At 60.5% G+C, this 25110-nt stretch carries 19 protein-coding genes; 4 read left to right on the forward strand and 15 right to left on the reverse strand.

Annotation, left to right across the window (positions count from 1 at the left end):
- Positions 1–45 precede the first annotated feature (45 nt).
- From glgB to zwf, 7 genes are read right to left on the reverse strand one after another with little or no spacing between them, the layout of a single operon-like run.
- Positions 46–2223: a 1,4-alpha-glucan branching protein GlgB gene (glgB, locus tag B1781_RS03605; RefSeq protein WP_078118355.1), complete on the reverse strand. Its 2178-nt coding sequence runs from the start codon at positions 2221–2223 to the stop codon at positions 46–48.
- Entirely contained in the window at positions 2213–3601 is a 1389-nt protein-coding gene (gene malQ / locus B1781_RS03610) for a 4-alpha-glucanotransferase (RefSeq protein ID WP_334223871.1), read from the reverse strand. The genes glgB and malQ overlap by 11 nt, the downstream gene beginning before the upstream one ends.
- Positions 3561–5285 carry a glycoside hydrolase family 57 protein gene (locus B1781_RS03615; RefSeq protein WP_078118356.1) on the reverse strand — a complete coding sequence of 575 codons (1725 nt, stop codon included), beginning with the start codon at positions 5283–5285 and terminating at the stop codon, positions 3561–3563. Before B1781_RS03615 ends, malQ begins: the two co-directional genes overlap by 41 nt.
- Positions 5286–5287: 2 nt before the next feature.
- Complete coding sequence (gene glgC / locus B1781_RS03620; RefSeq protein WP_078118357.1) at positions 5288–6586, reverse strand: glucose-1-phosphate adenylyltransferase; 1299 nt, start codon at positions 6584–6586, stop codon at positions 5288–5290.
- Positions 6583–7533, reverse strand: coding sequence for a glucokinase (locus B1781_RS03625; protein ID WP_078118358.1), 951 nt, complete (start codon positions 7531–7533; stop codon positions 6583–6585). Before B1781_RS03625 ends, glgC begins: the two co-directional genes overlap by 4 nt.
- Positions 7530–8240 carry a 6-phosphogluconolactonase gene (gene pgl, locus B1781_RS03630; RefSeq protein ID WP_078118359.1) on the reverse strand — a complete coding sequence of 237 codons (711 nt, stop codon included), beginning with the start codon at positions 8238–8240 and terminating at the stop codon, positions 7530–7532. The genes B1781_RS03625 and pgl overlap by 4 nt, the downstream gene beginning before the upstream one ends.
- A complete protein-coding gene (zwf, locus tag B1781_RS03635) occupies positions 8240–9715 on the reverse strand; it encodes a glucose-6-phosphate dehydrogenase (protein ID WP_078118360.1) in 1476 nt (491 codons plus the stop codon). The genes pgl and zwf overlap by 1 nt, the downstream gene beginning before the upstream one ends.
- A gap of 512 nt (positions 9716–10227) precedes the next feature.
- Here zwf and pgi point away from each other — a divergent pair.
- The gene (gene pgi, locus B1781_RS03640) at positions 10228–11883 is read left to right on the forward strand and encodes a glucose-6-phosphate isomerase (RefSeq protein WP_078118361.1); all 1656 of its coding nucleotides are present in this window, start codon (positions 10228–10230) and stop codon (positions 11881–11883) included.
- Positions 11884–11939: 56 nt separating this feature from the next.
- Here the strand turns inward: pgi and B1781_RS03645 are convergent, their stop codons facing one another.
- The 3 genes from B1781_RS03645 to B1781_RS03655 form a co-directional block, all read right to left on the reverse strand.
- Positions 11940–13106: a glycosyltransferase family 61 protein gene (locus B1781_RS03645; protein ID WP_164513241.1), complete on the reverse strand. Its 1167-nt coding sequence runs from the start codon at positions 13104–13106 to the stop codon at positions 11940–11942.
- Between the two features lie 512 nt (positions 13107–13618).
- On the reverse strand, positions 13619–15070 hold the full coding sequence (gene nhaD / locus B1781_RS03650; RefSeq protein WP_078118363.1) for a sodium:proton antiporter NhaD: 1452 nt from the start codon (positions 15068–15070) through the stop codon (positions 13619–13621).
- Positions 15071–15148: 78 nt separating this feature from the next.
- Positions 15149–17083 carry an SLC13 family permease gene (locus B1781_RS03655; protein ID WP_078121912.1) on the reverse strand — a complete coding sequence of 645 codons (1935 nt, stop codon included), beginning with the start codon at positions 17081–17083 and terminating at the stop codon, positions 15149–15151.
- A 378-nt stretch (positions 17084–17461) separates the two neighbouring features.
- Between B1781_RS03655 and B1781_RS03660 the strand changes: the two genes are divergently transcribed.
- A complete protein-coding gene (locus B1781_RS03660; protein ID WP_078118364.1) occupies positions 17462–18367 on the forward strand; it encodes a LysR family transcriptional regulator in 906 nt (301 codons plus the stop codon).
- A 350-nt stretch (positions 18368–18717) separates the two neighbouring features.
- Here B1781_RS03660 and argA read toward each other — a convergent pair whose 3' ends face one another.
- Complete coding sequence (gene argA / locus B1781_RS03665) at positions 18718–20037, reverse strand: amino-acid N-acetyltransferase (RefSeq protein ID WP_078118365.1); 1320 nt, start codon at positions 20035–20037, stop codon at positions 18718–18720.
- 94 nt (positions 20038–20131) lie between these two features.
- Positions 20132–21280 carry an acetylornithine deacetylase gene (argE, locus tag B1781_RS03670; RefSeq protein ID WP_125931856.1) on the reverse strand — a complete coding sequence of 383 codons (1149 nt, stop codon included), beginning with the start codon at positions 21278–21280 and terminating at the stop codon, positions 20132–20134.
- 129 nt (positions 21281–21409) lie between these two features.
- Between argE and B1781_RS03675 the strand changes: the two genes are divergently transcribed.
- Together B1781_RS03675 and B1781_RS03680 are read left to right on the forward strand one after the other, a co-directional pair.
- Entirely contained in the window at positions 21410–22147 is a 738-nt protein-coding gene (locus B1781_RS03675; protein WP_078118366.1) for a transcriptional regulator domain-containing protein, read from the forward strand.
- 146 nt (positions 22148–22293) lie between these two features.
- Complete coding sequence (locus tag B1781_RS03680; protein WP_078118367.1) at positions 22294–23163, forward strand: transglutaminase family protein; 870 nt, start codon at positions 22294–22296, stop codon at positions 23161–23163.
- Between the two features lie 14 nt (positions 23164–23177).
- Here the strand turns inward: B1781_RS03680 and B1781_RS03685 are convergent, their stop codons facing one another.
- The 3 genes from B1781_RS03685 to B1781_RS03695 all read right to left on the reverse strand — a co-directional run bounded on the left by B1781_RS03685 (position 23178) and on the right by B1781_RS03695 (position 25048).
- Positions 23178–23783, reverse strand: coding sequence for a LysE family translocator (locus B1781_RS03685; RefSeq protein ID WP_078118368.1), 606 nt, complete (start codon positions 23781–23783; stop codon positions 23178–23180).
- Positions 23784–23792: 9 nt separating this feature from the next.
- A complete protein-coding gene (locus tag B1781_RS03690) occupies positions 23793–24383 on the reverse strand; it encodes an O-methyltransferase (protein ID WP_078118369.1) in 591 nt (196 codons plus the stop codon).
- Between the two features lie 74 nt (positions 24384–24457).
- A complete protein-coding gene (locus B1781_RS03695; RefSeq protein WP_078118370.1) occupies positions 24458–25048 on the reverse strand; it encodes a TetR/AcrR family transcriptional regulator in 591 nt (196 codons plus the stop codon).
- Positions 25049–25110: the final 62 nt, after the last annotated feature.

The raw sequence follows: 25110 nt of genomic DNA on the forward strand, positions 1-25110 counted from the left end.
TGTGCTGTCTGCCTGCTTGTTGCCCAGCCATAGACTCAACCCTTTTCATTCTTGTCGTTGTAAGAACACGGCGCCGAGCGGGGGGAGATCCACCGCTGCCGAACACTCGAAATTGCGCCATGCGTCCGCGGTAGCGACGACCTGGCCGCTGTTGCCGACGTCGCTGCCGCCATAGACGTTCGCGTCCGTGTTGAGAATCTCTCGGTACACGCCGCCGTGGTGCAAGCCGATGCGGTAGGCCTTGCGTGGCACCGGCGTGAAATTGAACAGGCATACCACAGACTGGCCCGCCCCATGTCGAATCAGGCTCAGCACCGATTGGTCGCTGTCGTGACATTCGATCCACTCGAATCCCTGGCTTTCGAAGTCGTGGCGGTGCAACGCCGGCTGTTCGCGATACAGGTGATTGAGATCGCGGATCAGGTTCTGCAGGCCGCGATGCGTATTGTGTTCGAGCAGCGGCCAGTCGATGGCTTCACCGTCGCGCCACTCGTGCCATTGGCCGAATTCGCCACCCATAAACAGCAGCTTCTTGCCGGGGTGGGCGTATTGCCACGCAAACAGCAGACGCAGGTTGGCGAACTTCTGCCACAGGTCGTTGGGCATCTTGTCCAGCAGGCTGCGCTTCATATGCACCACTTCGTCGTGCGACAGCGGCAACACGAAGTTTTCGGTGTAAGTGTACATCTGGCTGAACGTCAGGTTGTCGTGGTGGTAGCGACGGTGTACCGGGTCGAGTTCCATGTAGGCCAGGGTGTCGTTCATCCAGCCCATGTTCCATTTCATGCTGAAACCCAGGCCGCCCATCCAGTTCGGTCGCGACACCATCGGCCAGGCGGTGGATTCCTCGGCGATCGTCAGGGCGCCGGGGAAGCGGGCGTGCAGCACACCGTTGACGTGGCGCAGAAACTCGATGGCATCGAGGTTTTCGCGCCCGCCGTATTGATTGGGCAGCCAGTCGCCGTCGTTGCGCGAATAGTCGAGATACAGCATCGATGCCACCGCATCGACACGCAGTCCATCGACGTGAAACTCCTCTATCCAGTAGACCGCATTGGCCAACAGGAAGTTGGCGACCTCACGCCGTCCATAGTCGAAGATCAGTGTGCCCCAGTCGCGATGCTCGCCGCGCCGCGGGTCGGCGTGTTCATAGACCGCTTCGCCGGTGAAACGCGCCAGCGCGAAATCGTCTTTGGGGAAGTGACCGGGTACCCAGTCGAGGATTACGCCGATGTTGTGAAGATGACACTGGTCGACGAAGTAGCGGAAGTCGTCCGGGTCGCCGAAGCGTGCCGTCGGCGCGAAGTAGCCGGATACCTGGTAACCCCAGGATTGATCGAGCGGGTGCTCCATGACCGGCATCAATTCGATATGCGTGTAGCCCAGGTCGTTGACGTAGGGAATCAGCTCATCGGCCAGCTCGCGGTAGTTCAGGAAGCGGCCATCCGCATGCCGCCGCCATGATCCCGGGTGCACCTCGTAGATCGACATGGGCCGTTCCATCCAGGCCCACTGCTCGCGGCTGGACAGCCATTCGCCGTCCTGCCAGTGGTATTGGGTCGGCACGGTGACCTTGGAAGCCGTATCGGGCCGCAACGTCATCTGCTGGCCGTAAGGATCGGCCTTGAGCAGGCAGTCGCCGTGCTTGCTGATGAATTCGAATTTGTACAGATCGCCCGGGGTCAGGCCTGGGATGAACAGCTCCCAGACACCGGAACCGCCGCGGTTGCGCATCGGGTGGCGCAGGCCGTTCCAACCGTTGAAATCGCCGACCACGCTCGCGCGTTTGACGGCCGGGGCCCATACCGCGAAGCGGCAGCCGCTGATGCCGTCGATCACCAGGTAATGAGCGCCGAGGATGCGGTAGATATGGTGGTGCCGACCTTCGTTGAACAGATGCAGGTCGAGGTCGGAAATCAGGGGTTCGAAACTGTACGGAGAAATTCCCGAATGGCGATTGCCGTCGCCCTTCTCAACCCAGGTGAGACTGTGGTGTTTGGGCAGCGCCGCGGCCTGTTCTGGCGTCAGGGCGATCTCGAAAATATCGCTGTTTGGAATGCGCTGCATCGCACCGACATTGTCGAGCTCGACGCTTTCGGCGTTCGGCATGAAGGCGCGTACCACGGTGCACCCGCCTTCGGGCTGACAGCCCAGGATACTGAACGGGTCATGCGATTCGCCACGCTGCAGCATGGCCAAGGGATAGGGCAGTTTAACCGGCATGTATCCGCCTTCCGCCTTCGACCAACGATCTGATGTAGGTGGACAAGGCCGGAGTCAAGGCATCCCAGGAACACTGCCAACGCCAGTTGTTCTCGGTCGAGCCAGGTGTATTCATGCGTGCCTCACTGCCCAGGCCGAGATAGTCCTGTAGCGGAACGATCGCGATCGAGGCGTTGCTGTGCATTGCCGTCTCGATCAGCAGCCGCGCGATGTCGTCGGTGGGTTCCTTGTGCAGTATCTGAAACACGAAAGCCTGCTCATGTGGTTGCAGTTTGTAAAACCAGCCTACGGTGGTGTCGTTGTCGTGCGTTCCGGTGTAGACGATGTTGTCTGGCGTGATGTTGGCCGGCTTGTGGGGGTTGTCTTCGAACTGGTCGAATGCGAACTGTAACACCGACATGCCGGGCAGACCGTATTTGTGCCTTAGGTCGCGTACCTCGTCGGTGATGACGCCCAGGTCTTCGGCAACGATCGAAAGCTTCGGAAAGCGATGCTGCAACGTGGCGAGTAGCGCATCGCCGGGTGTTTCCTGCCAATAGCCGTCGACCGCCGTTTCGCAATCGGCCGCGATCATCCACACGGCGACCAGGCCGCGAAAGTGATCGATCCGGACGATATCGAACAGATCGAACTGACGCTGCATGCGTGATATCCACCAGGCGAAGCCATCGGTCTGCATACGATCCCACCGATAGTGCGGATTGCCCCAGCGCTGCCCGAACTCGGCGAAATAGTCGGGCGGTACGCCGGTGACATATGTGGGTTGGCCGTCGCCATCGAGCAGGAAGTCTTCCGGTCGCGCCCAGGTGTCGGCGCTGTCGTGGGCGATGAAGATCGGGATATCGCCAAACAGTTCGATATTGCGCGCGTTGGCATGCTCGCGAATGCGGTGCCAGGCGCGATCCAGCTGGAACTGCTGCTGCTTGATCTGCCTGATTTCATCACCGGCTTCTTGCGCGAGTTTGCGCAGCGCCTGTTCGTCGCGGTGCCGGTAGACATCGGGCCAGCTAACCCAGGCGTTCTGGTCGTGGCGTCCTTTCAGAACCTGGAACAGCGCAAAGTCATCCAGCCAGTAATCTTCGCGCGCGCAGAACGTCTCGAAGTCGGACTCGTTGACGTCCGGCGGGCTGCTCGGCAACAGCTCTGGGTTCATCGCGAAGGCACTACGGCTCTGGTACGGAGAGTGCGTTGCATCAGGAATCACCAGCGGGAGAATCTGCCACACACTGAGCCCGGATTCGGCCATGAAGTCGACCCATCGCAGCGCGTCGTCATCCAGCTTGCCGGACGGCAACGACGTGACGTGCAGCAGCGCACCGGCCTTGCGGTTCAGGGCTTCACCCATGGCCGCGCCGCATCGTGCCGCTGTTTTCTGCATCGCCGCCTCCAGCCGATATCGGCTGGTCGAGTTCCGGCGGTATCGGTTCGCCGAGCATCTCGTACAGGTGGCGAAGTTGCTGACGATACAGTCGATCGAAGTCGTTGACGCTGTCGGACGGGTTGTAATCGCCGAACCACCAGAACCAGTCGGAGCCTTCGCAGATCGCCAGTTGGCGCTCCAGTCTTTCGACACCGGCGGCATCGAAACGACCTTTGCGCATGACGTCGTCATAGGTCTGCTTTGCGCGGATCAACAGATCCCAGGCGTGGTTCTTGTCGGCATCGCCGACCCAGGTCGAGAAAGAGCCGTATACCCAGCTTCCCGGGCATAGCGACGGCAGCTTGTGCGGCGTGCACAGCTCGATGGCCTCGCTGAACGTCACCGTGTTGACGAGGTCGCTGTCGGCCAGGCGTTCGTACAATGCGCCGAGGAAGTGGTAGGCGTTGTCCGGGTAATACTCCCAGGCGTTCTCGCCGTCGAGGATCACGCTGACCACGGATTGCTCACATTCGTCGTCGAGATAGTGAGCGATGTTGTGCAGATGCTGGTGGAAATCCGCAGCGGCATCGTTCGCGTCCCAGCTCTGATAGTCGAAACCGATCATGTCCGACAGGCCGTCGTCGCGGAAGAACATCAAGGTGTCGAGTTCGCCGACCTGGTGGGCGCAGAACAGACTGCGGCGGGCTTCCTCGCCCTGCGATTCGAGTCCCGACAGGAAGCGGCTGTTGCCCCACACGCCTTCGCCGGAGGCGCTCCACTTGATGTCGAACTCGCCCAACAATTGCAGCGCAGGGTCACTCACGCCGCCTTCGGAGAGCCACACGCCGGTTGGGCGGCAGCCAAGGTAGTGTTCGAAGATGCGTATACCTTCGCGCATGTGCCAGCGGGCCCGTTCAAGGCCGTCGGGGTATTGCTGCAGGTCGGGGCCCTGTGCCTCGGGCATGGCGCAATGCATGGCTTCCATATCGATCAGCAACGGCACGATCGGATGACCATAGGGGGTCATCGACAGTTCTATCTGACCCTTCTTCGCCAGTTTGCGGTAGCGTTCCAGCAGGTTGTCGAAGGTATCGGACATAACCGCCAACAGTTCGTGCCGTGCCTCCCGGTCGAATACCTCGGTGCGTTTCAGCAAGGCTTGGACGTGCGGCAGCTGCTTCAGTGAGTGGCCGAGCCAGGCGATGTGATACCAACTCAGCAGGTCGAGGAAATACTGGCTGCTCATATAGGCCAGCAGGCGTTCGTCGATATCCTTGCCGTCGCTGGTCTCGACCATGCCGAGCAATTCACGGAACATCGGGTAGACGTCGATCATCATCGGCGCATTGGCGCGCTTGCAGGCACGCACGATGTCGGCGCGCTGCTCGATGTCATCGGGGATCGGTTCGACACCCGCCAGCAGGTTCAGCAGGGGCTCGCTGAAGCGGTGTCCATCGGCCAGGTGGCGGCGGAACTGGACGCCGTAGTCATCCAATTGTTCCAGCAGCACCGGTGTGAAGTTGACCACACAGCGCATCTGCGGATGGGCCTCGAGGTGCGCGGCCATATCTGAATAGTCTTTGAGCGCGTGCAGGTACACCCACGGCAGGTGGTAGTCGCCTTCCTGGCTCTCGCGGTACCACGGCTGATGCATATGCCAGCACAATACGAGATTGAGCGGCATGGTTTTGTCGGCTGGCATGTTCAATCGCGCTCGTAGTGCAGGCGCTGATTCATCATGCCGGGGGTGACCAGTACGATCCCGTCGTCGGTGACCATGAAGCGCTTGCGATCCTCTTTGTGATCGACGCCGATCTGCGTGCCGTCGGGGATCACCGTGCCCTTGTCGACGATGCAACGTTGCAGCAGGCAGTTCTTGCCGATGCGTACCTTGGGCAGAATGATGCTTTCCTTGACGTAAGAACCTGTCTCTACCTGGGTGTTGAAGAAGATCACCGAACGCTTGATCTTGGCGCCGGAGATGATGCAACCACCGGCGACCAGTGAATCGATTGCCTGTCCGCGACGGCCTTCGTCATCGAATGCGAACTTGGCCGGCGGGCTTTGCGTCTGGTATGTCCAGATCGGCCAGTCGCGTTCGTACAGGTTGAGTTCGGGCTCGATATCGCACAGCTCGATGTTGGCTTTCCAATATGAATAGAGTGAGCCGACATCGCGCCAATAGGCGGGTTCGCCTTTGTTGTTTAGATACGGATAGGCAACCGATTTTGCGTGCTTGATGGCTTCGGGCACGATGTTTTTGCCGAAGTCATGCTGCGATGTTTCGTCTTCCGCGTCGCGGATCAACGCCTTGGTGAGGTATTCCATCGAGAAGATGTAGATCCCCATCGAGGCCAGCGCGAGGTCGGGCTTGCCGGGGATCGGCTCCGGTTCAGCCGGCTTCTCGGAGAAGCGGGTGATCCGGTATTCCTCATCGACCGACATCACGCCGAAGGCCTTGGCATCTTCCAGCGGTACCTCGATGCAGCCGATCGTCAGTTCGGCATTCGACTGCACGTGCGCGGCGAGCATCTTGGCGTAGTTCATCGTGTAGATGTGGTCGCCGCCAAGAATCAACACGTAGTCCGGTTCGTGGCGGTACACGATGTCGAGGTTCTGATAGATCGCATCGGCGGTGCCTTGATACCACTCGGGGCGCAGACGTTGTTGCGCAGGAATGATCTCGACGAACTCACCGATCTCCGGGCGCATAAAGCCCCACGCGCGCTGCAGGTGGCGGATCAGCGAATGCGATTTGTACTGGGTCAGCACGCCGATGCGACGCAGGCCGGAGTTGATGCAATTCGACAAGGCGAAGTCGATGATGCGGTACTTGCCGCCGAACGGCACGGCCGGTTTGGCGCGCCACTTGGTGAGATTCTTCAGTCGTGAACCCTCACCGCCTGCAAGCACCAAAACCAGCGTGCGGCGGGTCAGATCGCTGACCGCCTGCGGTTCGACATAGTACTTGTAAAGGTGATGCTGCTCTTCACTGGTTGTCATGTGTCTGCCCTGTAGATTTCTTGTGCAATGCGTCTGGCCCCGGCCAAACCCGTATCCGGCCGGGTCACCAGGTAGATCGGTATGCGGCGTACGACATCTGCCATACGTCCTTTGGCCGTCAGCGCGTCCACGAAGATGGCCGGCGTGAACCACTTGGCCAAATGCGCCGTCAGTCCACCGCAGAGGTAGATACCCCCTGTCGGATTGAACGCGAGGGCGAGATTGCCCGCGTAAGCCGCAAATATCCTGACGAACGTGGTTATCGATTGCGTGGCCGCCGAGTCGTTTTGTTTTGCCAGCGCAACGATCTGCGCCGGTGACTCGTCGGCGCCCTCATCGCCGCTGACGAATCGATAGGTGTTTTGCAGGCCGCTGCCACTCAGAATACGTTCGTAAGAGACATGGCCGAATTGTGCCGCCAACCAGCGGTAGAATTCGACCTCTTTTGCGGCATTGGGTGCAAAATCTATGTGTCCGCCCTCGGTAGCCCGGGGTAGTCCCGGCGCTTCGCTGTCGGCGAACCATGCCATGCCCAGGCCGGTGCCGGCTCCGGTGACCACCAGCGGGCCGCGTGCGTGGCTGCCGCTGTTCAACGTCGTCATGTCGTCCGGTGAGGCACTGATTGCGCCCATGGCGGCGGCCTGAAAGTCGTTGACGATGGTCAGCCGCTCGGTAGCGTAATGCGCCTTCAGGCTCGCACGACTGATCGACCAATTGATGTTGGTGAGCTCTACCGGATCACGATGTACCGGGCCGGGCACGGCCAACACCATGTTGTCGATCGCGTGGTCGCTGCCGTAGCGTTTCAATCCCTCGTCGATCACGCCTTCCAGCGTGTCGAAATCGCTGTTGTCGAACGTCTGCTCGACGACATCGGCGTGCGGGCCGGTCTCAGACCAGGCGAGCCGACTGTAGGTGCCGCCGATGTCGGCCGCGAGAGATATCATTTCGGTGACTCTACTGCCTCTTCATCCTGCGGCGCTTGATTACCGGCAAACTCCAGACATTTTTTTTCCACCAGCACCATCGCGTGGCCGACGCTGCTGACGCGGGCGACCGGAAGGTCGGCGCCGGCACGCCACTGGCGGACGGCCTCGATCTTACTCTCGCCGGTTACCAATACCAGCATCGAGTGACAGTTCTGCAGTGCGGATACGCCGAGCGTTACGCGTTCGGCGGGCGGCTTCGGTGAGTCTTTGACGGCGAATACCGGTTTGTCCGGCCAGTCTTGCCCGGGAAACAGGCTGGCGGTATGGCCGTCTTCGCCCATGCCGAGAATTACCATGTCGAACGGCGTCGCGCGTTTTACACGGGTGCGGTAGTCGGCTGCGGCCTCTTTCGCACCGAGCTCGGTCGCGATCGGGTAGTGCTTGGCGGCGCGCAGTGTGAGCCCGGTCGTTCGCACCATCTGGCTGTTGCGTTCGGGGTGCTCCGGCGGCAGGCAGCGTTCGTCGCCGTAGTAAAGCGACCAGCGCTTCCAGTCCTGGCCGCTTGCGGCGAGTCGTTCGTACGTTGCCATCGGGGTGCTGCCGCCGGCCAGCACCAACCGGAACTTGCCGTGATCGGCGATCGCATTGCGTGCCGCCATGCCGATCAAGCGGCAGGCCGCATCCGCCACGGCCGCAGCATCCACTTCAGTCTGCCATTCTGCCATTACTCAGGATCCAATAGATGTCGCCAATGATGATGTGCTTTGTCGAAGATCCGGCTGACTTCGTCGGGCTCCCACTGGCCCGCCGAATACTTCGGCACGAAGTCGCGTTCGCTGGCCCACACGCCGAGTACCGGGTCGACGATGCGCCATGCCCACTCGACCTCGTCGTAACGCAGGAACAGCGAACGGTCGCCCTCGATCACATCGAGCAGCAGTCCCTCGTAGGCATCGGTCTGCGCATGGTGCTCGCAGCGGAACGGCGCATCGAGGCTGATCTGCCGGGTCTTCATCTCGAGCCCCGGTTCTTTGACCGAGATCTCGAGGCGTAGCGACTCTTCCGGCGTGATGCTCATGATCAGCCAGTTCGGCGGCGGCCGGTCGATGTGCGCGCTGCGGAAAAAATGCTTCGGCGGCTGTTTGAAACAGATCGCCACCATGGTGCGCGCTTCGGGCATGCGTTTGCCGGTGCGCAGGTAGAACGGCACGTCGCGCCAACGCCAGTTGTCGATATACAGGCGTAGCGCGGCGTAGGTCTCGGTCACGCTTTGCCCATCGACATCGGGTTCGTCGAGATAGGCGGGCACGTTCTGCCCGTCGATATGCCCGCTGGAATACTGCGCCCGATAGGCGTGCGAATGCACCGCCGAGGGATGAATGGGGCGGACCGATTTGAGCACCTTGACCTTTTCGTCGCGCAGATCGTCGGCGTCCATCGATACCGGCGGCTCCATGGCCACCAGCGACATGAGTTGCATCAGGTGGCTCTGCAACATATCGCGCAAGGCGCCGGTGCCCTCGTAGAAGCCGGCCCGGTCGCCGACGCCAAGGGTTTCGGTGCGCGTGATCTGCACGTGGTCGATGTAATCGCGCGACCACAGGGGTTCGAGCATGAGGTTGGCGAAACGCGAAACCAGCACGTTCTGCACCATCGCCTTGCCCATGTAGTGGTCGATCCGATAGGTCTGGTCTTCGCGCAGGTGCCGGCTGATCTTGCGCTGCAGATTCTGCGCGCTCTCCAGGCTGTAACCGAAGGGTTTTTCGATCACCACCCGTCGCCACGCACCGTTTTCGGCGAGCATGTTGTGGCGGTCGAGCATCTCGATAGTCCCGCCATAGTTAGCCGGTGGTAGCGATACATAAAATACATGGTTGTCCGGAAACTCGGGCGCCTTGAGCAGTGCAGACAGGCGTTCGAAGGTGGCCGCATCGGCCAGATCGCCACGGAAGTAGTCCATGCGCTGACAGAAGGTCTCGCAGATCTCCGGCACGATCGGGTCGTGTGCCTGTTGTTCGAGGATCTCGAGCACATGCTCGCGCCAGGCCTCCTGGCTGTATTCGCGGCGCCCCGAGCAAACGATGCGGATCGGTGGAGCCAGCAGGCCGGCGGATTCGAGGTGATACAACGCCGGAAACAGCTTCAACTGGGCCAGGTTACCGGTCGCGCCGAAGATGATCAGGGTGCAGGATTCAGTCAACGGTAACTACCTCTAATACAGCGCCGGCCCGGTATCGCCCATCGATGCAATCTCCGGAAGGTGCAGAGCAACATACACGGCCAGCAGCTTTGGGGGCTGACCTGCAAAAAGCGTGCGCGCCATCGCGCCAGCGCACCAAGCCGGTGATTGTATCGAGCGAGGTGAACCGGCAACGCACGTTTCGATCGTCCCTGTAAGCCGGTTAAACGCGGCGAACCGACCGGTGGGTTTACTTAGGTTAAGCATTCGGTGGATGTAAAAAAGACCGGGCAGCGGTTCAATCGGTAAATGGCGTTGGCGCGAAGATGACGTTTCATAAACGGACGAGAGATAATACAGGGCAGAATCAAACAACCGTGCACAACTTTGGCACATCCAATGTTAATTTGTTACGAAACTTTGCGTTGATTGGGTGCACATAGCACCGGGATTCCAACCCTGTCGCCGGCAAGCTTATTGCTAACACCCGTGTATCGCCTTATTTACCGGCCTACCTCAATCAAGGACCCCTTATGACCCGACCGACCGATCTGCCGCAGTGGAAAGCCCTGGAGGCACATTTCGACGCGGTGAAAGATCTGCACATGCGTGACCAGTTCGCCGCAGAACCGGATCGTTTCGAGAAATATTCATTGCAGCTCAACGATATCCTGTTCGACTTCTCGAAAAACCGGATTACCGACGAGACGATGCAGTTGCTGCTGGACCTGGCGAGGGTCTGCGATGTGGAACAGTGGCGCGACCGCATGTTCGCCGGAGAGACCATCAACCACACCGAAGGGCGGTCGGTTCTGCACACCGCTCTGCGTAACCTCAGCGATCGGCCGATGTCTGCCGCCGGCACCGACGTGATGCCCGAAGTGCGCAGCGAGCTGCGTCGCGTCAAAGACCTGGCCGAGGCAGTCAGAACGCGGCAGTGGCGCGGGGCCAGCAACCAACCGATTACCGATGTGGTCAGCATCGGCATCGGCGGTTCGCATCTCGGGCCCTTGATGGCCACCGAGGCACTGCGGCCCTACGCCATCCACGATCTCAAGATCCACTACGTGTCGAACATCGATGAGAACCACATCAACAACACGCTGGAGGTTCTGAACCCCGAGACCACGCTGTTCATCATCGCGTCGAAGAGTTTTACGACGCAGGACACGATGGTGAACGCCGAGACGGCCAAGGCATGGCTGTTGCGCAAGATCGACAACGAAGCCGATCTGACGCGCCATATGGTGGCGGTAACCGCCAACGTGGCGGCGGCGACCGCGTTCGGCATTGCGCCCGAGAACATCTTCAAGATGTGGGATTGGGTAGGCGGACGTTATTCGATGTGGTCCGCCATTGGTCTACCGATCGTGATATCGATCGGTTCGGAAAACTTCGATGCCTTGCTGGCCGGCGCCTACGCGGCCGACGAACACTTCCGTTCGGCGCCGTTGGCGCAGAACATCCCGGTGATCATGGCGATGCTCGGTATCTGGTACAACAACTTCTTCGGTGCCGAATCGATCGCGGTATTGCCTTACGATCAGAACATGCACCGTTTTCCGGCCTATCTGCAGCAGGCCGATATGGAGAGCAACGGCAAGTGCGTCGATCGCGCCGGCGGTGCGGTCAATTACGAAACTGGCCCGATCCTGTTCGGTGAGATCGGCATCGCCAGCCAGCATGCTTTTTACCAGCTGCTGCATCAGGGGACGAAACTGGTCCCGGCCGACATGCTGGCGCCGGTCTCCAACTTCCGCTGCATCGCGCGACACCACAGGGCATTGATGTCGAATATCTTCGCCCAGGCCGAGGCCTTGATGCGCGGCAAGGATGAAGTCGAGGCGCGGGCTGAACTGCAGAAGTCCGGTATGTCGGCGGAGGCGATCGACAAGCTGCTGCCGTACAAGGTGTTTCCGGGCAACCGGCCGACCAATATCTTCTTGTTCTACACGCTCAATCCGCAAACGTTGGGCAGCCTGATCGCGTTGTACGAACACAAGATCTTCGTTCAGGGCATCATCTGGAATCTGAACTCATTCGACCAATGGGGTGTCGAGCTTGGCAAGCAACTGGCCAACCATATTCTGGATGAGCTCAATCGAGGCACGCCGGTCGATAATCACGATGCGTCGACCAACGGCCTGATTAACTACTATCTCAGAATGCGACCGCGCCGCATTGGTTGATCAACAACTTCGGAAAACGAGGTAAGCGCACACAAGGATGTGCCGTCGCACTACGGCTACGCGATGACGACGTCGCCGATCTCGGCACTATTGTCGACCCGGTCAGGCGGTGAATCCAACGCCGCGTCGACCATGCCCATCACGGCAGACACGTCGACCGTGAAACTGGCGTTGAAATGCTGTCTGTCGCCGTTCCACCACTGATAACGGTGCCCGAGCGATGCACTCATGTAGTAGAAGTAGGGTACGACCAAGGTGCCGGCGTGCAGTTCGATAACATCGATGGCCTCGGCGAACAGTAGATTGGCGAGTCCGGCGCCGTGGGCCGCTACGACCATTTCGGCGTCGTAGAACAACGCAATCTGCTCGTCGAAAGACAGATCTTCCAGGGCGTAGCGCTCGAAGCCCTTGGTACGCAATGCCTGCCAGAGCTGCTCGTCGTTTTCTATCAGGCGCACATGACCCAAAGGCCCCGGGCGGCGGGTGATATAGATGCGACGGCGTTTGTTGCGCGCGCGCTGCGGCAGCAGGCGTGGCAGCAGGTCGTCGACGAATGCCTGTGGCAGATAGGTAACGCTTTGCCGTGTCAGAAACGACGGCAGGATGAGTTCGTCCGGCTCGATGATCTGATCGCGCCCGACGACATCGATCTCGATGTTGTCCGGCAGGTAGCGGTCGAGGAGGTATTGCTCGAGCGCGGTCGGCTCGGACGGGAACAGCATCTTGATGGTGCCCATCTCCCGGTAGACCGGTTGGCGCAGCAGGAACACACGCGACAGGTCTTCGATCAGCGTGTGGTAGAAGTTGCCGTCGACGGATCGGAAGATCGTACACAGTCCCTCTATCCGGCGGCTTGGCGTACGAAACCTTCGTTGCCAGGCCTGTAGTGTCAACGGCAAGAAGGTGCTGCTGGAATCGATCAGGGCTGCGCCCGATTGTGTGGTGACCAGGTTGAATAACGGGTCGTACTTGGCGCCGCGCAAGCGCAGTGAAAAGTATTCCGGCGTTACATAGCGGGCGCGCGCCGCAGACTTGGCTGCGGGCCACACGTCGAGTTCAGCTGCCTGCGGTGTGTCGACCTCACGCGATGGAAAGGCGACGTCCACAACCACGTCGGCCGTGCGCCGACGCAGGTCGTGCAAGGTCAAGGCGTCCGGGTACAGAACCCGACGCAACAGGGCGGGAAGCCGTCGACGGTATCGACGGTTTCGCAACGTTCTCACGGCACCTCCGTTGACCGACGACGACGTCGTTCGGCAACGCTCGTTTTGTATGTTTTATTCGCATTCCGTCGCGTTGCGTCGCCCCGGAGATCCGTTCAGCAATAACGACGGGATTGACCGACGTCTTCGCGGATCATCGTGGGGTGGCGAGTGCCGCGCGCCGTTCGCTCGGCAACGGCATAGGCCGGTGGTCGAGCGCGGCATCCATGGCAGTCATGCTCGAAGCAGAAACCGTGCCCGCACATTATTTGTAAAAATTTCAATTGATTAGGTTAATAGTGTGCGGTTCATGTAAAAAACGGTGACGGTTTTTACAACCCGCAGTCCTGATCGGTACAGCCGTTCCGTCTCGCGCTGCGAGCTAACTGGGTGTGATCTGTAACGCCGTCGAGCGGGTATACGGCCGTCTGTGGCCGGCGTGCATACGCACCTTTTGCAAGGCGCACAGGCAGGCGGTTAGGAGTGGTTGGCGAAGAAGGCGGCAACCGTCGCCGGCTGCCGCCACCTCGGCGTCAGTTGAAGCTTCCGGCGTTGACCCAGAAGTGCACGGCAATACTGGCTGCATAGCCGGCGGCGATTGCCGGCGTCCATTTGAGATGACCGAAGAAGGTGTAGTGGCCGCGCGCCTGGCCCATCAATGCCACGCCGGCGGCTGAACCGATGGACAGCAGCGATCCACCCACGCCGGCGGTCAGGGTCACCAATAGCCATTGGCCCAGCGGCATGTTCGGCTCCATCGACAGCACGGCGAACATAACCGGGATGTTGTCGACAATGGCGGATAGCAGGCCGACCGTGATGTTCGCGTTGGTGGCTCCCCATTGGTTGTACATAACCTCGGAGGTCAGGGCGAGATAGCCCATGAAGCCCAGTCCGCCGACACAGGCGACCACGCCGTAGAAGAAGAACAGGGTGTCCCATTCGGCACGCGCCACGGGTCGGAAGATATCGAATGCCACCAGGTCGCCGATCTCCGAACCGTTAGTGGCCGAGCGCGCGTGCGTCTTTTTAAGGTAGAAACCGAACAGGCCGAGGTAGCCCATGCCGGTCAGCATGCCGATGACCGGAGGCAGGTGGAGCACGATGTGGAACGCGACGGCGGTAGCGATCGTCAGCAGGAACAACAGGATGATGCGCCGGGCGCCACGCTGCAGCGTGATCTGCTCGCGGATCGGGTGTGGTTTTTCATCGGGCACTGCAAAGTGCATCAATACCGCCGGCACGGCGAAATTCACGACCGCCGGAATAAACAGGGCAAAGAAGCTCCAGAATTCCACCATGCCTTTCTGCCAGACCATCAGCGTCGTGATATCGCCAAATGGGCTGAAGGCGCCGCCGGCATTGGCTGCAACCACGATGTTCACGCAGGCCAATCCGACAAACTTCGGATTGTCGCCACCGACCGCCATGACGACGGCGCACATCAACAGGGCGGTGGTCAGGTTGTCTGCGATGGGGGAAATCAGGAATGACAGGATGCCGGTGATCCAGAACAAGGCACGAAAGCCGAAGCCGCGGCTCACCAGCCATGAACGCAACGCATCGAATACCCGCAGTTCCTGCATCGAGTTGATATAGGTCATCGCGACCAACAGGAACAACATCAGTTCGGCGTATTCCTCGAGGTTTTCGCGAATCGCCGCTTCGGCTTCGTGCGTGTAGCCGTGCGATTGGTAAACCCAGGCGACCGCTGCCCAGATCACGCCAGCGGCGATGATGACCGGTTTCGACTTTCGAAGATGCGTGAACTCCTCGGCCATCACAAACAGATAGGCAAGAATAAACACGCCGATTCCGAAATAGCCGACCGAGTGCTGAGTGAGATCGAGCGGTCGGTGTTCGTTGGTGGTGACGCCGAGCGCAGCGCCACTCAATGTCAGTAATAGCGCTACCGGTACGGCGCTACGCAGCAGCGAGAATCCCGAACGCGCGAATGCGCGAGACCAGACAGATACAACAGACATGGAGGCTCCTACACTGGCGAGCGGCACAACGAAAGACCGGCAACTCCCTGGACCAGGGAGTTGCCGGCGCTGACCCGATCAGAAGATCAGGTTCATCATCAGCATCATAACGACCAGGAACAGAATCGTCATGATCCCACCCGCACGCATGAAGTCCGGGACACGATAGCCGGCCGGACCCATGATCAACGCATTCACCTGGTGCGTCGGGATCAGGAACGAGTTGGACGTCGCAATGGCCACCGTCAGGGCGAACACGGCGGGGTTGGCGCCGGCACCGATCGCGATGTTGACCGCCAGCGGCACCAGCAGCACGGTTGCACCGACGTTCGACATCACCAGCGTGAAGAACGTGGCGAGGATGGCCACCGACGCCTGGATGACCCAGGTCGGCATGCCGCCGACGATGTTCAACGTCTGCTCGGCAATCCACTTGGCGGTGCCCGATGTCTCGACTGCCAGGCCGAGTGGTATCAGCGATGCCAACAGGAAGACTGTCTTCCAACTGACTGCGGTGTAGGCCTCGTCGATCTTGAGTACGCCCGACAGGATCATACCCATCGCACCGGTCAGCAACGCGACCGACAGCCGCAGATCGGTGAACAGCACCAGGCCGAGGGCGATGGCGAAGAAGACGCCGGCATGCAGCAGCTTGGTCGGGCGCAGTTCTTCGTGCGGGAATTCGGTCGTGATAACGACGAAGTTGCGGTCCTTCTGCAGACGGGCGAGGGCATCCCACTGGGTGTGTACCACCAGTGTATCGCCGCCCTGCAGCGGCATGCTGCGGATGTCGTCACCCTCGCGCAGCGTTTCGCCGTCGCGATGCAAGGCGACCATCGCGATGCCGTAGCTCTTACGCATCCAGACGTCGCGCGCGCTCTTGCCGACCAGGTTGGAACTCGGCGGAATAACCACCTCGGCCACGCCGGACTTGGTCGCCGCGAAGATTTCGCCGAGGGCGACAATGCTGCTGTGCAGGTCGAGTCCGTATTTGTCGACAAAATCGAGCAGGTGCTTGGGTGATGCGATGATGCCGAGCACCGCGCCGGCGGCGATCCCGGTGTCGCGTGCGATGGTGCCGGGGCCGACCTTCATCTGGCCGCCGCTGGCCGAGGCGATGACGCGCACTTTGTCTTCGTGCTCGATGTCGTCGAGTGTCTTGCCGACCAGCTCGCTGTCTTCCGGCACCTCGACCTCGAACAGTTCATAGTCGAGTCCGTAGGTGTTGCGGAAATAGGTCATTGCATCGTCTTTGCTCTTCGTGTCGCGGCTGGATGGCAACACGAAACGCCCGGCAAGCACGAAGTAGATGATGCCGGTGGCTACCAAGGCCAGGCCAATCGGTGTGACCGAGAACAGGCTCCAGGTCTCCATCTGCTGCTCGGCCGGCAGTGCCTTGTTGGAGGTCAGGATGAGGTCGTTGAGCAGAATCAGCGGGCTCGACCCGACCATGGTGACGGTACCGCCGAGGATGGCGCAGAAGCCCATCGGCATCAGCAGTCGCGACATCGGCAGCCCGGAGCGCGCCGAGATACGTGATACCACGGGGAGGAACAGCGCAGCGGCACCGACGTTCTGCATGAACGACGAGATCACCCCAACGGTGCTCGAGATGATCGGGATGATGCGGCTCTCGGTGGTGCCGCCGACGCGCAGGATGAACGCGGCGACCTTGGTCATGATGCCGGTCTTGTCCAGGCCCGCGCCGATGATCATGACCGCGATAATCGATATCACCGCGTTCGACGCGAAGCCGTCGAACAGGTGCGTATTGTCGACCAGCCCGGCCTGCAGACCCATGTAGGGCGCCAGTAGCGTGGTCAACCCGAGCAGCACCATGATCGATGCCGCGGCGACGTCGACGCCGACGACCTCGAAGGCGAACAGGTAGATGGTCAACAGCAGGATGGCGGTCACCCAGGCGATTTCGATCGTCGGTACGACCGTCGACAGGTAAAAGGCCAGGCCGGCGAACAACACACCGGCAATAATCTGTTTGAGGTTGATGCTCATGCGGCGCGGCGTCTGCGTTGCTTGTTGTGGTTGGGGCTCGGGGGCGGACGTGGTGTCGGCAATCGGCGCAGATGCGGCCTGTTCAGATCCGTTGCTCATTCGGTTTCCTCGTCAACTCGCTGTGTTTCTGCCAGATGGGCTCAAGCGGCTGACGACCGTTGCTGCTAAAAACAGCAACAGAATCAGGGGCATTGGCGTTCCCGCCACCGAATAAGACTGCTTAAGGCAGGTATTAAGATTCCGAATTGGAAATCGACGTTTAGCCAGCCGAAACGTGAATTTGCACGTTATATGGCCGTCAGCACCGCATAAGTGGGCAGTATTTTGCGGTAATGTACTGACTATTGCTAATGAATCCTAAAAAGCTAACATTCCAATATGGAATATAAAAAGCTCCCAGACCTCAAAGCACTGGCGACACTCCGTGAGATCGTCGAGCGCGGTGGAGTGGCCGAGGCGGGTCGCGCGCTCAACATCGGCCAGCCTGCTGTCACCAAGCGCCTGCGGGCACTCGAGCGCTGTTTCGACATCGAATTGATGGTGCGCGAGGCGGGCCGGCTGCGTCTGACCAGCGCCGGCGAGCGCGTGTATGCCTTTTCACGCCTGGTCATGGACCACCAGGTGGAACTGCTGGGTGACCTGAAACAGCTCAAGGCCGGGCGCGATCGACTGCGCCTCGCGGTCACCCAGTCGATCGGTGAACATCTGCTGCCGGATCTGCTCCTGGCGTTCGCCGACGCCTACCCGGACTATCGTATCGACAGCCGGGTCGGCTACAGCCGCAGCATCCACACGCGCCTGGCCACCGGCCTGGCCGACCTGGCGTTGACCGAGATCCAGCCCGATCACCCGGACGTACTGGTGCAGAAATGGCTGGACGACGAACTGGTGTTGGTGTGCTCGCCCAAACACCCGCTGGCCAACCGTGACATGTTGTTGGTCGCGGAGATTCCCGAACAGACCTATGTGCTGCGTGAGCGCGAGTCATCGATGCGGATTACGCTTGACGATGCGCTCTCGGATATCGGCGTCGATGATCTGCCGATCGCGATGGAGGTTGGCTCGACCGATACGATCGTCGAAATGCTGGAGCGGGCGCGGCACGTAAGCTTTCTGCCGCTGTTTGCCGTTGAGAGCGCGATCAGCGAAGGGGAACTGCACCAAGTGCGCATCGAGGGGCTGCGCATTCGCAGAACCCTGTGGATCGCCAGAACGCGCGCCAACCTGGATAACCCGGTCGCAGAGGCATTCATCAAGCTGATACGTGAGCGCGTGCCCGATTGATCAGGCCGGCTGGTCAGCGGGTGTGGTCAGTTGCCGATCGCCGGGGCGTGTTGGGTGACCAGCCAGGCATTGAACAGCAGGATCACGCCCGCCAGGTAAAGCAGGGCGAATAGTGTCTGACGGTGGTGGCTGGTGGCCGCTTTGGACTTTGGGTTTACGGTTTCGCATAACGATTCCGGACTGAGTTCAGCGATGGATGCGCCTTACGTTACGCAATCTCCATGCCGTGGGAAAACCGCCGGATTCTGGGGATTTTTGCACCGATTGAGGGCGATGCCCAATAGGCGTGCTTCGCCATTGGGCAGGGCTGCCCGGTGTGCGGCCCCGTTCTGGCCACCCTGAACGGGGCGCTAGATCGGCTTGATGAACACCTTCGAGCCACGGCGCCAGTTATAAAGGTCGCGACGGCGCTGCGGCAGGCGTTCCACCGGGGCGTTGACGAAACCGCGCTCGCGAAACCAATGGGTTGTGCGGGTCGAAAGCACGAACAACTCAGTGACACCTGCGTCGCGGGCTTTTTCCTCGATGTAACGCAGCAGGGTATCCCCGCGGCCGGCAGCCCGGTAGTCCGGGTGAACGGCAACGCAGGCCAGTTCGGCGAGACCTTCATCGACGAACGGGTAACAGGCGGCGCAGGCGATGATGGCCCCGTCACGCTCGATGACGCTGAACTGGTCGATCTCCTGCTCCAGCAATTCGCGAGAACGTTTCACCAGGATGCCGGCGGCCTCCATCGGTTCGATCAGTTCGAGGATGCCGCCGACGTCGTCGATACGCGCCGCGCGGGTGACTTCGTAGGGTTCGGCTGTCACCAGCGTGCCCGCACCGTCGCGTGTGAACAACTCAGACAGCAGGATGCCGTCCTGGTGGCGGTTGAGCAGGTGAACGCGGTATACGCCGCCACGGCATGCGGCGGCCGAGTTATGCAGTACGCGCACGGTTTCTTCGGCCAAGCGCTTGCGCCGCGCGATCAGATTGTCGACCTCGCGCGGCACCATGCTGCTGATCACACGGCCCTTGCCGTCGGCGATCTTGTTCTCCGACAAGAAGATGAGCTTGTCGGCGCCGATGGCCGTGGCGACCGCGCCGGCGACGTCCGCAGCACTGAGATTGAAGACCTCGCCGGTCGGTGAATAACCCAGCGCCGGAACCAGGGCGATGCTGCCGCTGTTGACCAGGTTGAGCAGCGCGTCCGCGTCGACCCGCCTCACCTCGCCGGTGTGGCGGTAGTCGACTCCGTCGATGATGCCGATCGGTTTGGCGGTAACGAAGTTGCCGGACGCAACACGTATGCGCACGCCCGCCATGGGCGAGTTGGCCAGGCCCATCGACAACAACGCCTCGATCTCGACACGCACCATGCCGTTGGCCTCTTTGACGCAGGCCAGTGCGTCGTCGTCGGTTACGCGCAGTCCGTTGACGACCTGCAGCTTGGCACCACGCGCATTCAACTGCCGCTCGATCTGCGGGCGCGCGCCGGGAACCAGCACAAGGCGAATGCCCAGGCCCTTCAACAGGGCAATGTCGTGTACCAGGTTGGCGAAGCTTTCATCATCCAGCGCCTCGCCGCCGAAGCTCAGCACGAACACCTTGCCGCGGTGGGCATGGATGTAAGGCGAGGAACGGCGGAAAGAGTCGACGAAGCCGCGGTGGTTGTTGTGTTTGCTCACGTAAGCGTCTTGTTCAAAGCATTTAACGTTTCAGAATAATCGGGCTCCGGCTCCAATGGAAGCCGATGCCCGCCGAAGAGGTGACGGAGCGGGCTCAGTCGATACAGAAACGTCTGACCAGTTCGCCGATTACGCGTTTGGCGGGCAGCAGTTGATCGAGCGCGAGAAACTCGTCCGGTTGATGCGCCTGCTCGATGCTGCCGGGCCCCATGATCACGGTTTCAAGACCCATCTGGTTGAAGTAAGGCCCTTCTGTACCGAACGCCACTGCGCCCGCCGAATAGCCGGTAAGCGCCTCGGCTGCACGCACGATCGGCGAATCGGCAGCGGTATCCATGGCGGGAATGCCTTCGAACAGCGCGATGCGTTCATAGCGCAATCCGGTTTGCGCCAGGGTCTCACCCATGCGTCGATCGATTTCGTCGCGCAAGGTATCGAGGTCCATGCCTGGCAGTGGCCGGATATCGAAGTGCAGCTCGCATTGCGCACAGATCCGATTGGGGTTGTCGCCGCCATGAATGTGGCCAAGATTGACGGTCGGTACGTCGACCGCAAACAAGGGGTTGCGATAGCGCTGCTGCAATTCACTGCGCCATGTCAGCAATTCGCTCAGCACCAGGTGCATGCCGTCCAAGGCATTGACGCCGAGTGCCGGGTCGCTCGAGTGACCCGAACGGCCATGCAGGCGGATGGCTTCCATAGCGATGCCCTTGTGCAAGCGGATCGGCTTGAGCCCGGTCGGCTCGCCGATCACCGCGTGTCGGCCGAGTTTCTGGTGGGTTTCGACCAGGGCCTTGGCGCCGCACATGCTGCTCTCTTCGTCGGCGGTCGCGATCAGGATCAACGGGTGTTTGAGCTTGCCGAGATCGATGTCTTGCAGGGCGTCGAGCACCACCGCAAAGAAACCTTTCATGTCGCAGGTGCCGAGCCCGTACCAGCGATCGTCTCGCTCGACGAGTTTGAATGGATCGGTCTGCCAGCGGCTGTCGTCGTACGGCACCGTATCGGTGTGGCCCGACAGTACCAGACCATCAGGGCCGCTGCCGATGCTGGCAACCAAGTTGAACTTTCCCGGGTAGCCTTCGATCGGCAGGTGTTCAACCTTGAAGCCCGCGGACTCACACCACTCGGCGAGATGGTCGATAACGCGCGCATTCGACTGGTCCCATTCCGGGCTGACACTGCTGACCGATGGCGCGCCGATCAGGCGTTCCATCATGTGGTGAAGAGAGGGTTGTTTCATGGCATTAGAGTGAACCATGGTTGGGGCGTCGTCCAGTATCATGGGTTGTGCAGAATGCGCTGCCGAAGTTGCTTTGGCTGGACCGACCAGCGCTTCATTTACAACCTGTTTTGCTGCACGGGAACACAGATGAGCGCGAAACGCCGATTCGTCATACGCGACTGGAAACAGGCGGACGCCTATGTATCCGTGCAGCACCTAAACGGTGCCCAGTGGGCGTGGGAGTTTCTGCGGCGCAACCCCGTCTACCAGCTGGAGTGGTCGGCGTTCAACGACGTGTGGCAGCAATTGGAGGCGGCCTATGGCCGGCCTCCCAACCGCGACTTCTGTGCATGGAAGGCCGATCCGCGGGCATGGGTTCCGGCCGATAGCTGCACCGAAGGCGACTGTCGGATCGATGGCGACAAGGTGCTGATCGAGTGTGCGCTCGGCGCGCGCTGGGGTTTCTACAAGTTTCCGCCCGACCCCAGGGATGACGATCCGGTCGGCGATCAACGTTTGACCTGGCGTGAGGTCCAGCAGCCGGTCAAGACGGTGGTTGCCGCGGATGTTGATTGGTTTGCTGAACCCTCCCATTTCGCATTGGGCTTCGACCTGTCTGTTCCACTGCGAGACCAGATCGAACAGGCCAAGCGCACCTTGCAGGCAGAACAGCGCCGGCGCCTGCGTGCCGAGCTGATTCGCTCGCCGTCGGCCGCACAGCGTGCCGATGAGTATCGGGTCATGCTGCGCCTGCTCGACGCCGAGACGGTGTCGGCGTCGGCTGATGAGTTGGCATCAATATCGCAACGTTGGGAACATATGCTGGAACATGCGCGGGGCTTGCGGGACGCAGGGTATCGACAACTCTCGTTACTGCAAGACTGAACAAGGTTTTTGCTTCGATCTGCGTGGTTTCCGCGCCCTCGTCCAGCGAAGGTTATCCATCGGCGCTGCTGCAATTCGACCGCATGGACCGGTTCGAGTGGCGCAGTTCCGCCACGTGTGTCGTACACACGCAAGAGGTTTAGGAAATGAAACGCATAGAGATCAGGCATTCCACACGCTATGGTTTTGCCGCCCCGGTCACCTTGGGTGCCCACACGCTGTTGTTGCGACCGCGCGAAGGTCACGACCTGCGCATCGCCTCGTCGTCGCTGGATATCTCGCCGGAAGCGAATGTCACCTGGCGGCGTGACTTCTACGACAATGTGCTGGCTGTTGCGAACTTTGCGGACGGTACGGTCACAGAGGTCTCGTTCGAGAGTAGGCTCGAAGTCGAACTCTATGAGATCACGCCATTGGATTTCGTTGTGGACCCCCATGCCGTGCAGTTTCCGATCGACTACAGCAAAGAAGAACAGACGGCGCTTCGGCCGTTTCTGGAGACGGTATATGACCGGCATGACTTGACTGACGAATGGATCGCGCCTTACACGCAGATGAACAAGGGCACAGAGACTTTTTTCGTGCTCGATCAGATGAACCACCGTATCAATGAAGAGATCGTCTACGAAGAACGTGACGAGCCGGGTGTGCTGGCACCCGAAACACTGCTCGAGATACGCAAGGGATCATGCCGTGATATGGCGGCCTTGTTTGTCGAGGCGTGTCGGCGGTTGAACATCGCAGCACGCTTTGTCAGCGGCTATGTGCATGGTCCGGCGACCGAAGCGGGCGGTGCCTCGTCGCATGCCTGGGCCGAGGTCTATCTGCCAGGCGCCGGTTGGAAGGGATTCGATCCGACCAACATTGCGGTCGTCGGGCCGGACCATATTCCGGTTGCGGTGCACCGCCATCCGGAAAAAGTACCCCCGGTGGCCGGTTCGTTCACCGGTCCCAACGACTTGGTGCCGACCCTGACTGTAGACGTGCAGATCCACGAGATACTCGAGCCTGTCTAGCCGGTCTTATACGTTCACTGGCGCTGATGACTCAGCGCCAACAGCGCACTCGCACCGATATAAAAGCCACCCGCGACGCGCCGCGCGCCTCGGGTAAAGGCCGGTCTTCTCAAGCGCTGTTGGATCGCCGACGCAAACAGCGCGTAGCCGCTATCCAGCACCACTGCAAGTAGCCAGAAGATCAACGACAGCAGCGCGATTGCGTAGCCGTAATTCGTGGCATCGGACACGAACTGTGGCAGAAAGGCGCTGAAGAACAGGATCGTTTTAGGGTTGGTCAGCGACACCCAAAAGCCGCGGCTGAACGAACCCGCTGCAGATAACGCATTGGTCGTTTCGGGGGCTGCCGCATCGGTCAGGTGACGTATGCCGAGGTAGAAGAGGTACGCCACACCGCACCACTTCAGCCATTCGAGCGCCACGCCGGCGAGCTGCAGCAGGCTTTGCGTGGCGACACCGGCAATCAAGAGCTGCAGAATCATCGCCGTGCTCGTGCCGGCGACCGTCTGCAGGCCCCGCCATCGGCCGTGCACCAGGCTGGTCGACACGATGACCAGTACGTTCGGTCCGGGTATCAGGATTACGAACAGTGCGGCGACGACGAATGCGGTGAGCTCCATGACGTCTGCTCAGTCGCTGTGTGCGCGTTTATGTTTGCACGCCACGTACTCGCCTTTGCCGACTGTCAGTGTCGCCGTGGTGAACTCGCCGGTCTGTTCCACGTAGGCGATGAAGGGTGCGATTTCGTCGGCATGCGACAAGGCGTTGTCGCACACCAGCAGGCCGCCGGGTACAACGGCATCGATTACCGCATCGGCGAAGCTCATGTAGTCGGTACGCTCGGCGTCGAGAAACACCAGGTCGAACCGGCGGTTCAGGGCGCCGAGATAGTCGGCAGCGTCGCCGACAAACTGTTCGATCTTTGCCGCCAGGCCGGATGCCTCGAAGTTCGCGCGAGCCATTTCGATCTTGTGCGGCAGCTTTTCAACCGTGACCACCTTGCCGTCGTCAGGCAAGGCGTTGGCCAGCCACAGTGTCGAATAGCCGTTCGACGTCCCGACCTCCAGTACATTGCGCGCCTTGTTGGCCTTGATCAGCAACGCAAGCAACTCGCCGGTATCGCGCGTGATGTTCAACAGCTTGTGCGGCCGGTCGGTAGTCGCGGCGTCGTTCTCCTCGCCTTGTCGTTCCAGCTCGGTCAGTAGTTGATCCAGTGACATCTTTGGCTTCCGCTGTGTTCAGTCGCCCAAGGGGTGGGGGAGCGCAAGGTCGAAACGGCCTGCGGGGGCGTGGATCAGGCGCATTCGTCTTTGCCTTCGGCCAACTGATCGAGCCATGCGGCCAGGCGCTCTTTCTCGCGGCGCAGAAATCCCGGGTCGTTGTGCACATGCGCCATCACGCTGATCCCTTGGCCCTGCGACATCAGGCGCAAGGCAAGTTCATGCGCGCGACCGGCATAGCCGAGCTCGGCGAATTGGTCGGTCAGCCAGCTCTCGAAGACCTTGAACAGGTTTTCCGCCTGCTCTTGCAGCTCGCCCTGATCTTTGCCCAGTTCGGTATTCAGGGTGCCCATCGGGCAGCCGTAGCGCATGATGGCATCGGCGCTGTTGGTCAGGATGTCGAGAAACCGGTGCAGGCGCTGAATCGGCGTGCGGTAGCTGCCCGACCAGTTCTCGAGCATCTGCGAGATGCGCTCGGTGCGATAGTGGATCGCCGCTTCGAGGATCTCGTCCTTGGTCTTGAAGTAGTAGTAGATGTTGCCGCGCGGCACGCCGGCGGCCTCGACCACGTCGCTGAACGACGTCTGGTTGTAACCCTTGTGGTAGAAGAGGCGGTTGGCGGCCTCGACCACGCGTTGGCGGGTTCTTTCGCTCTTTTTCGGCATCGCTTTCAAAGTCAGACGGACGTACGAAATAATTGTTATGCGTCTAATTATAGTCGATGCCG

Source organism: Thiosocius teredinicola (assembly GCF_002009425.1).
Lineage (GTDB): Bacteria > Pseudomonadota > Gammaproteobacteria > Chromatiales > Chromatiaceae > Thiosocius > Thiosocius teredinicola.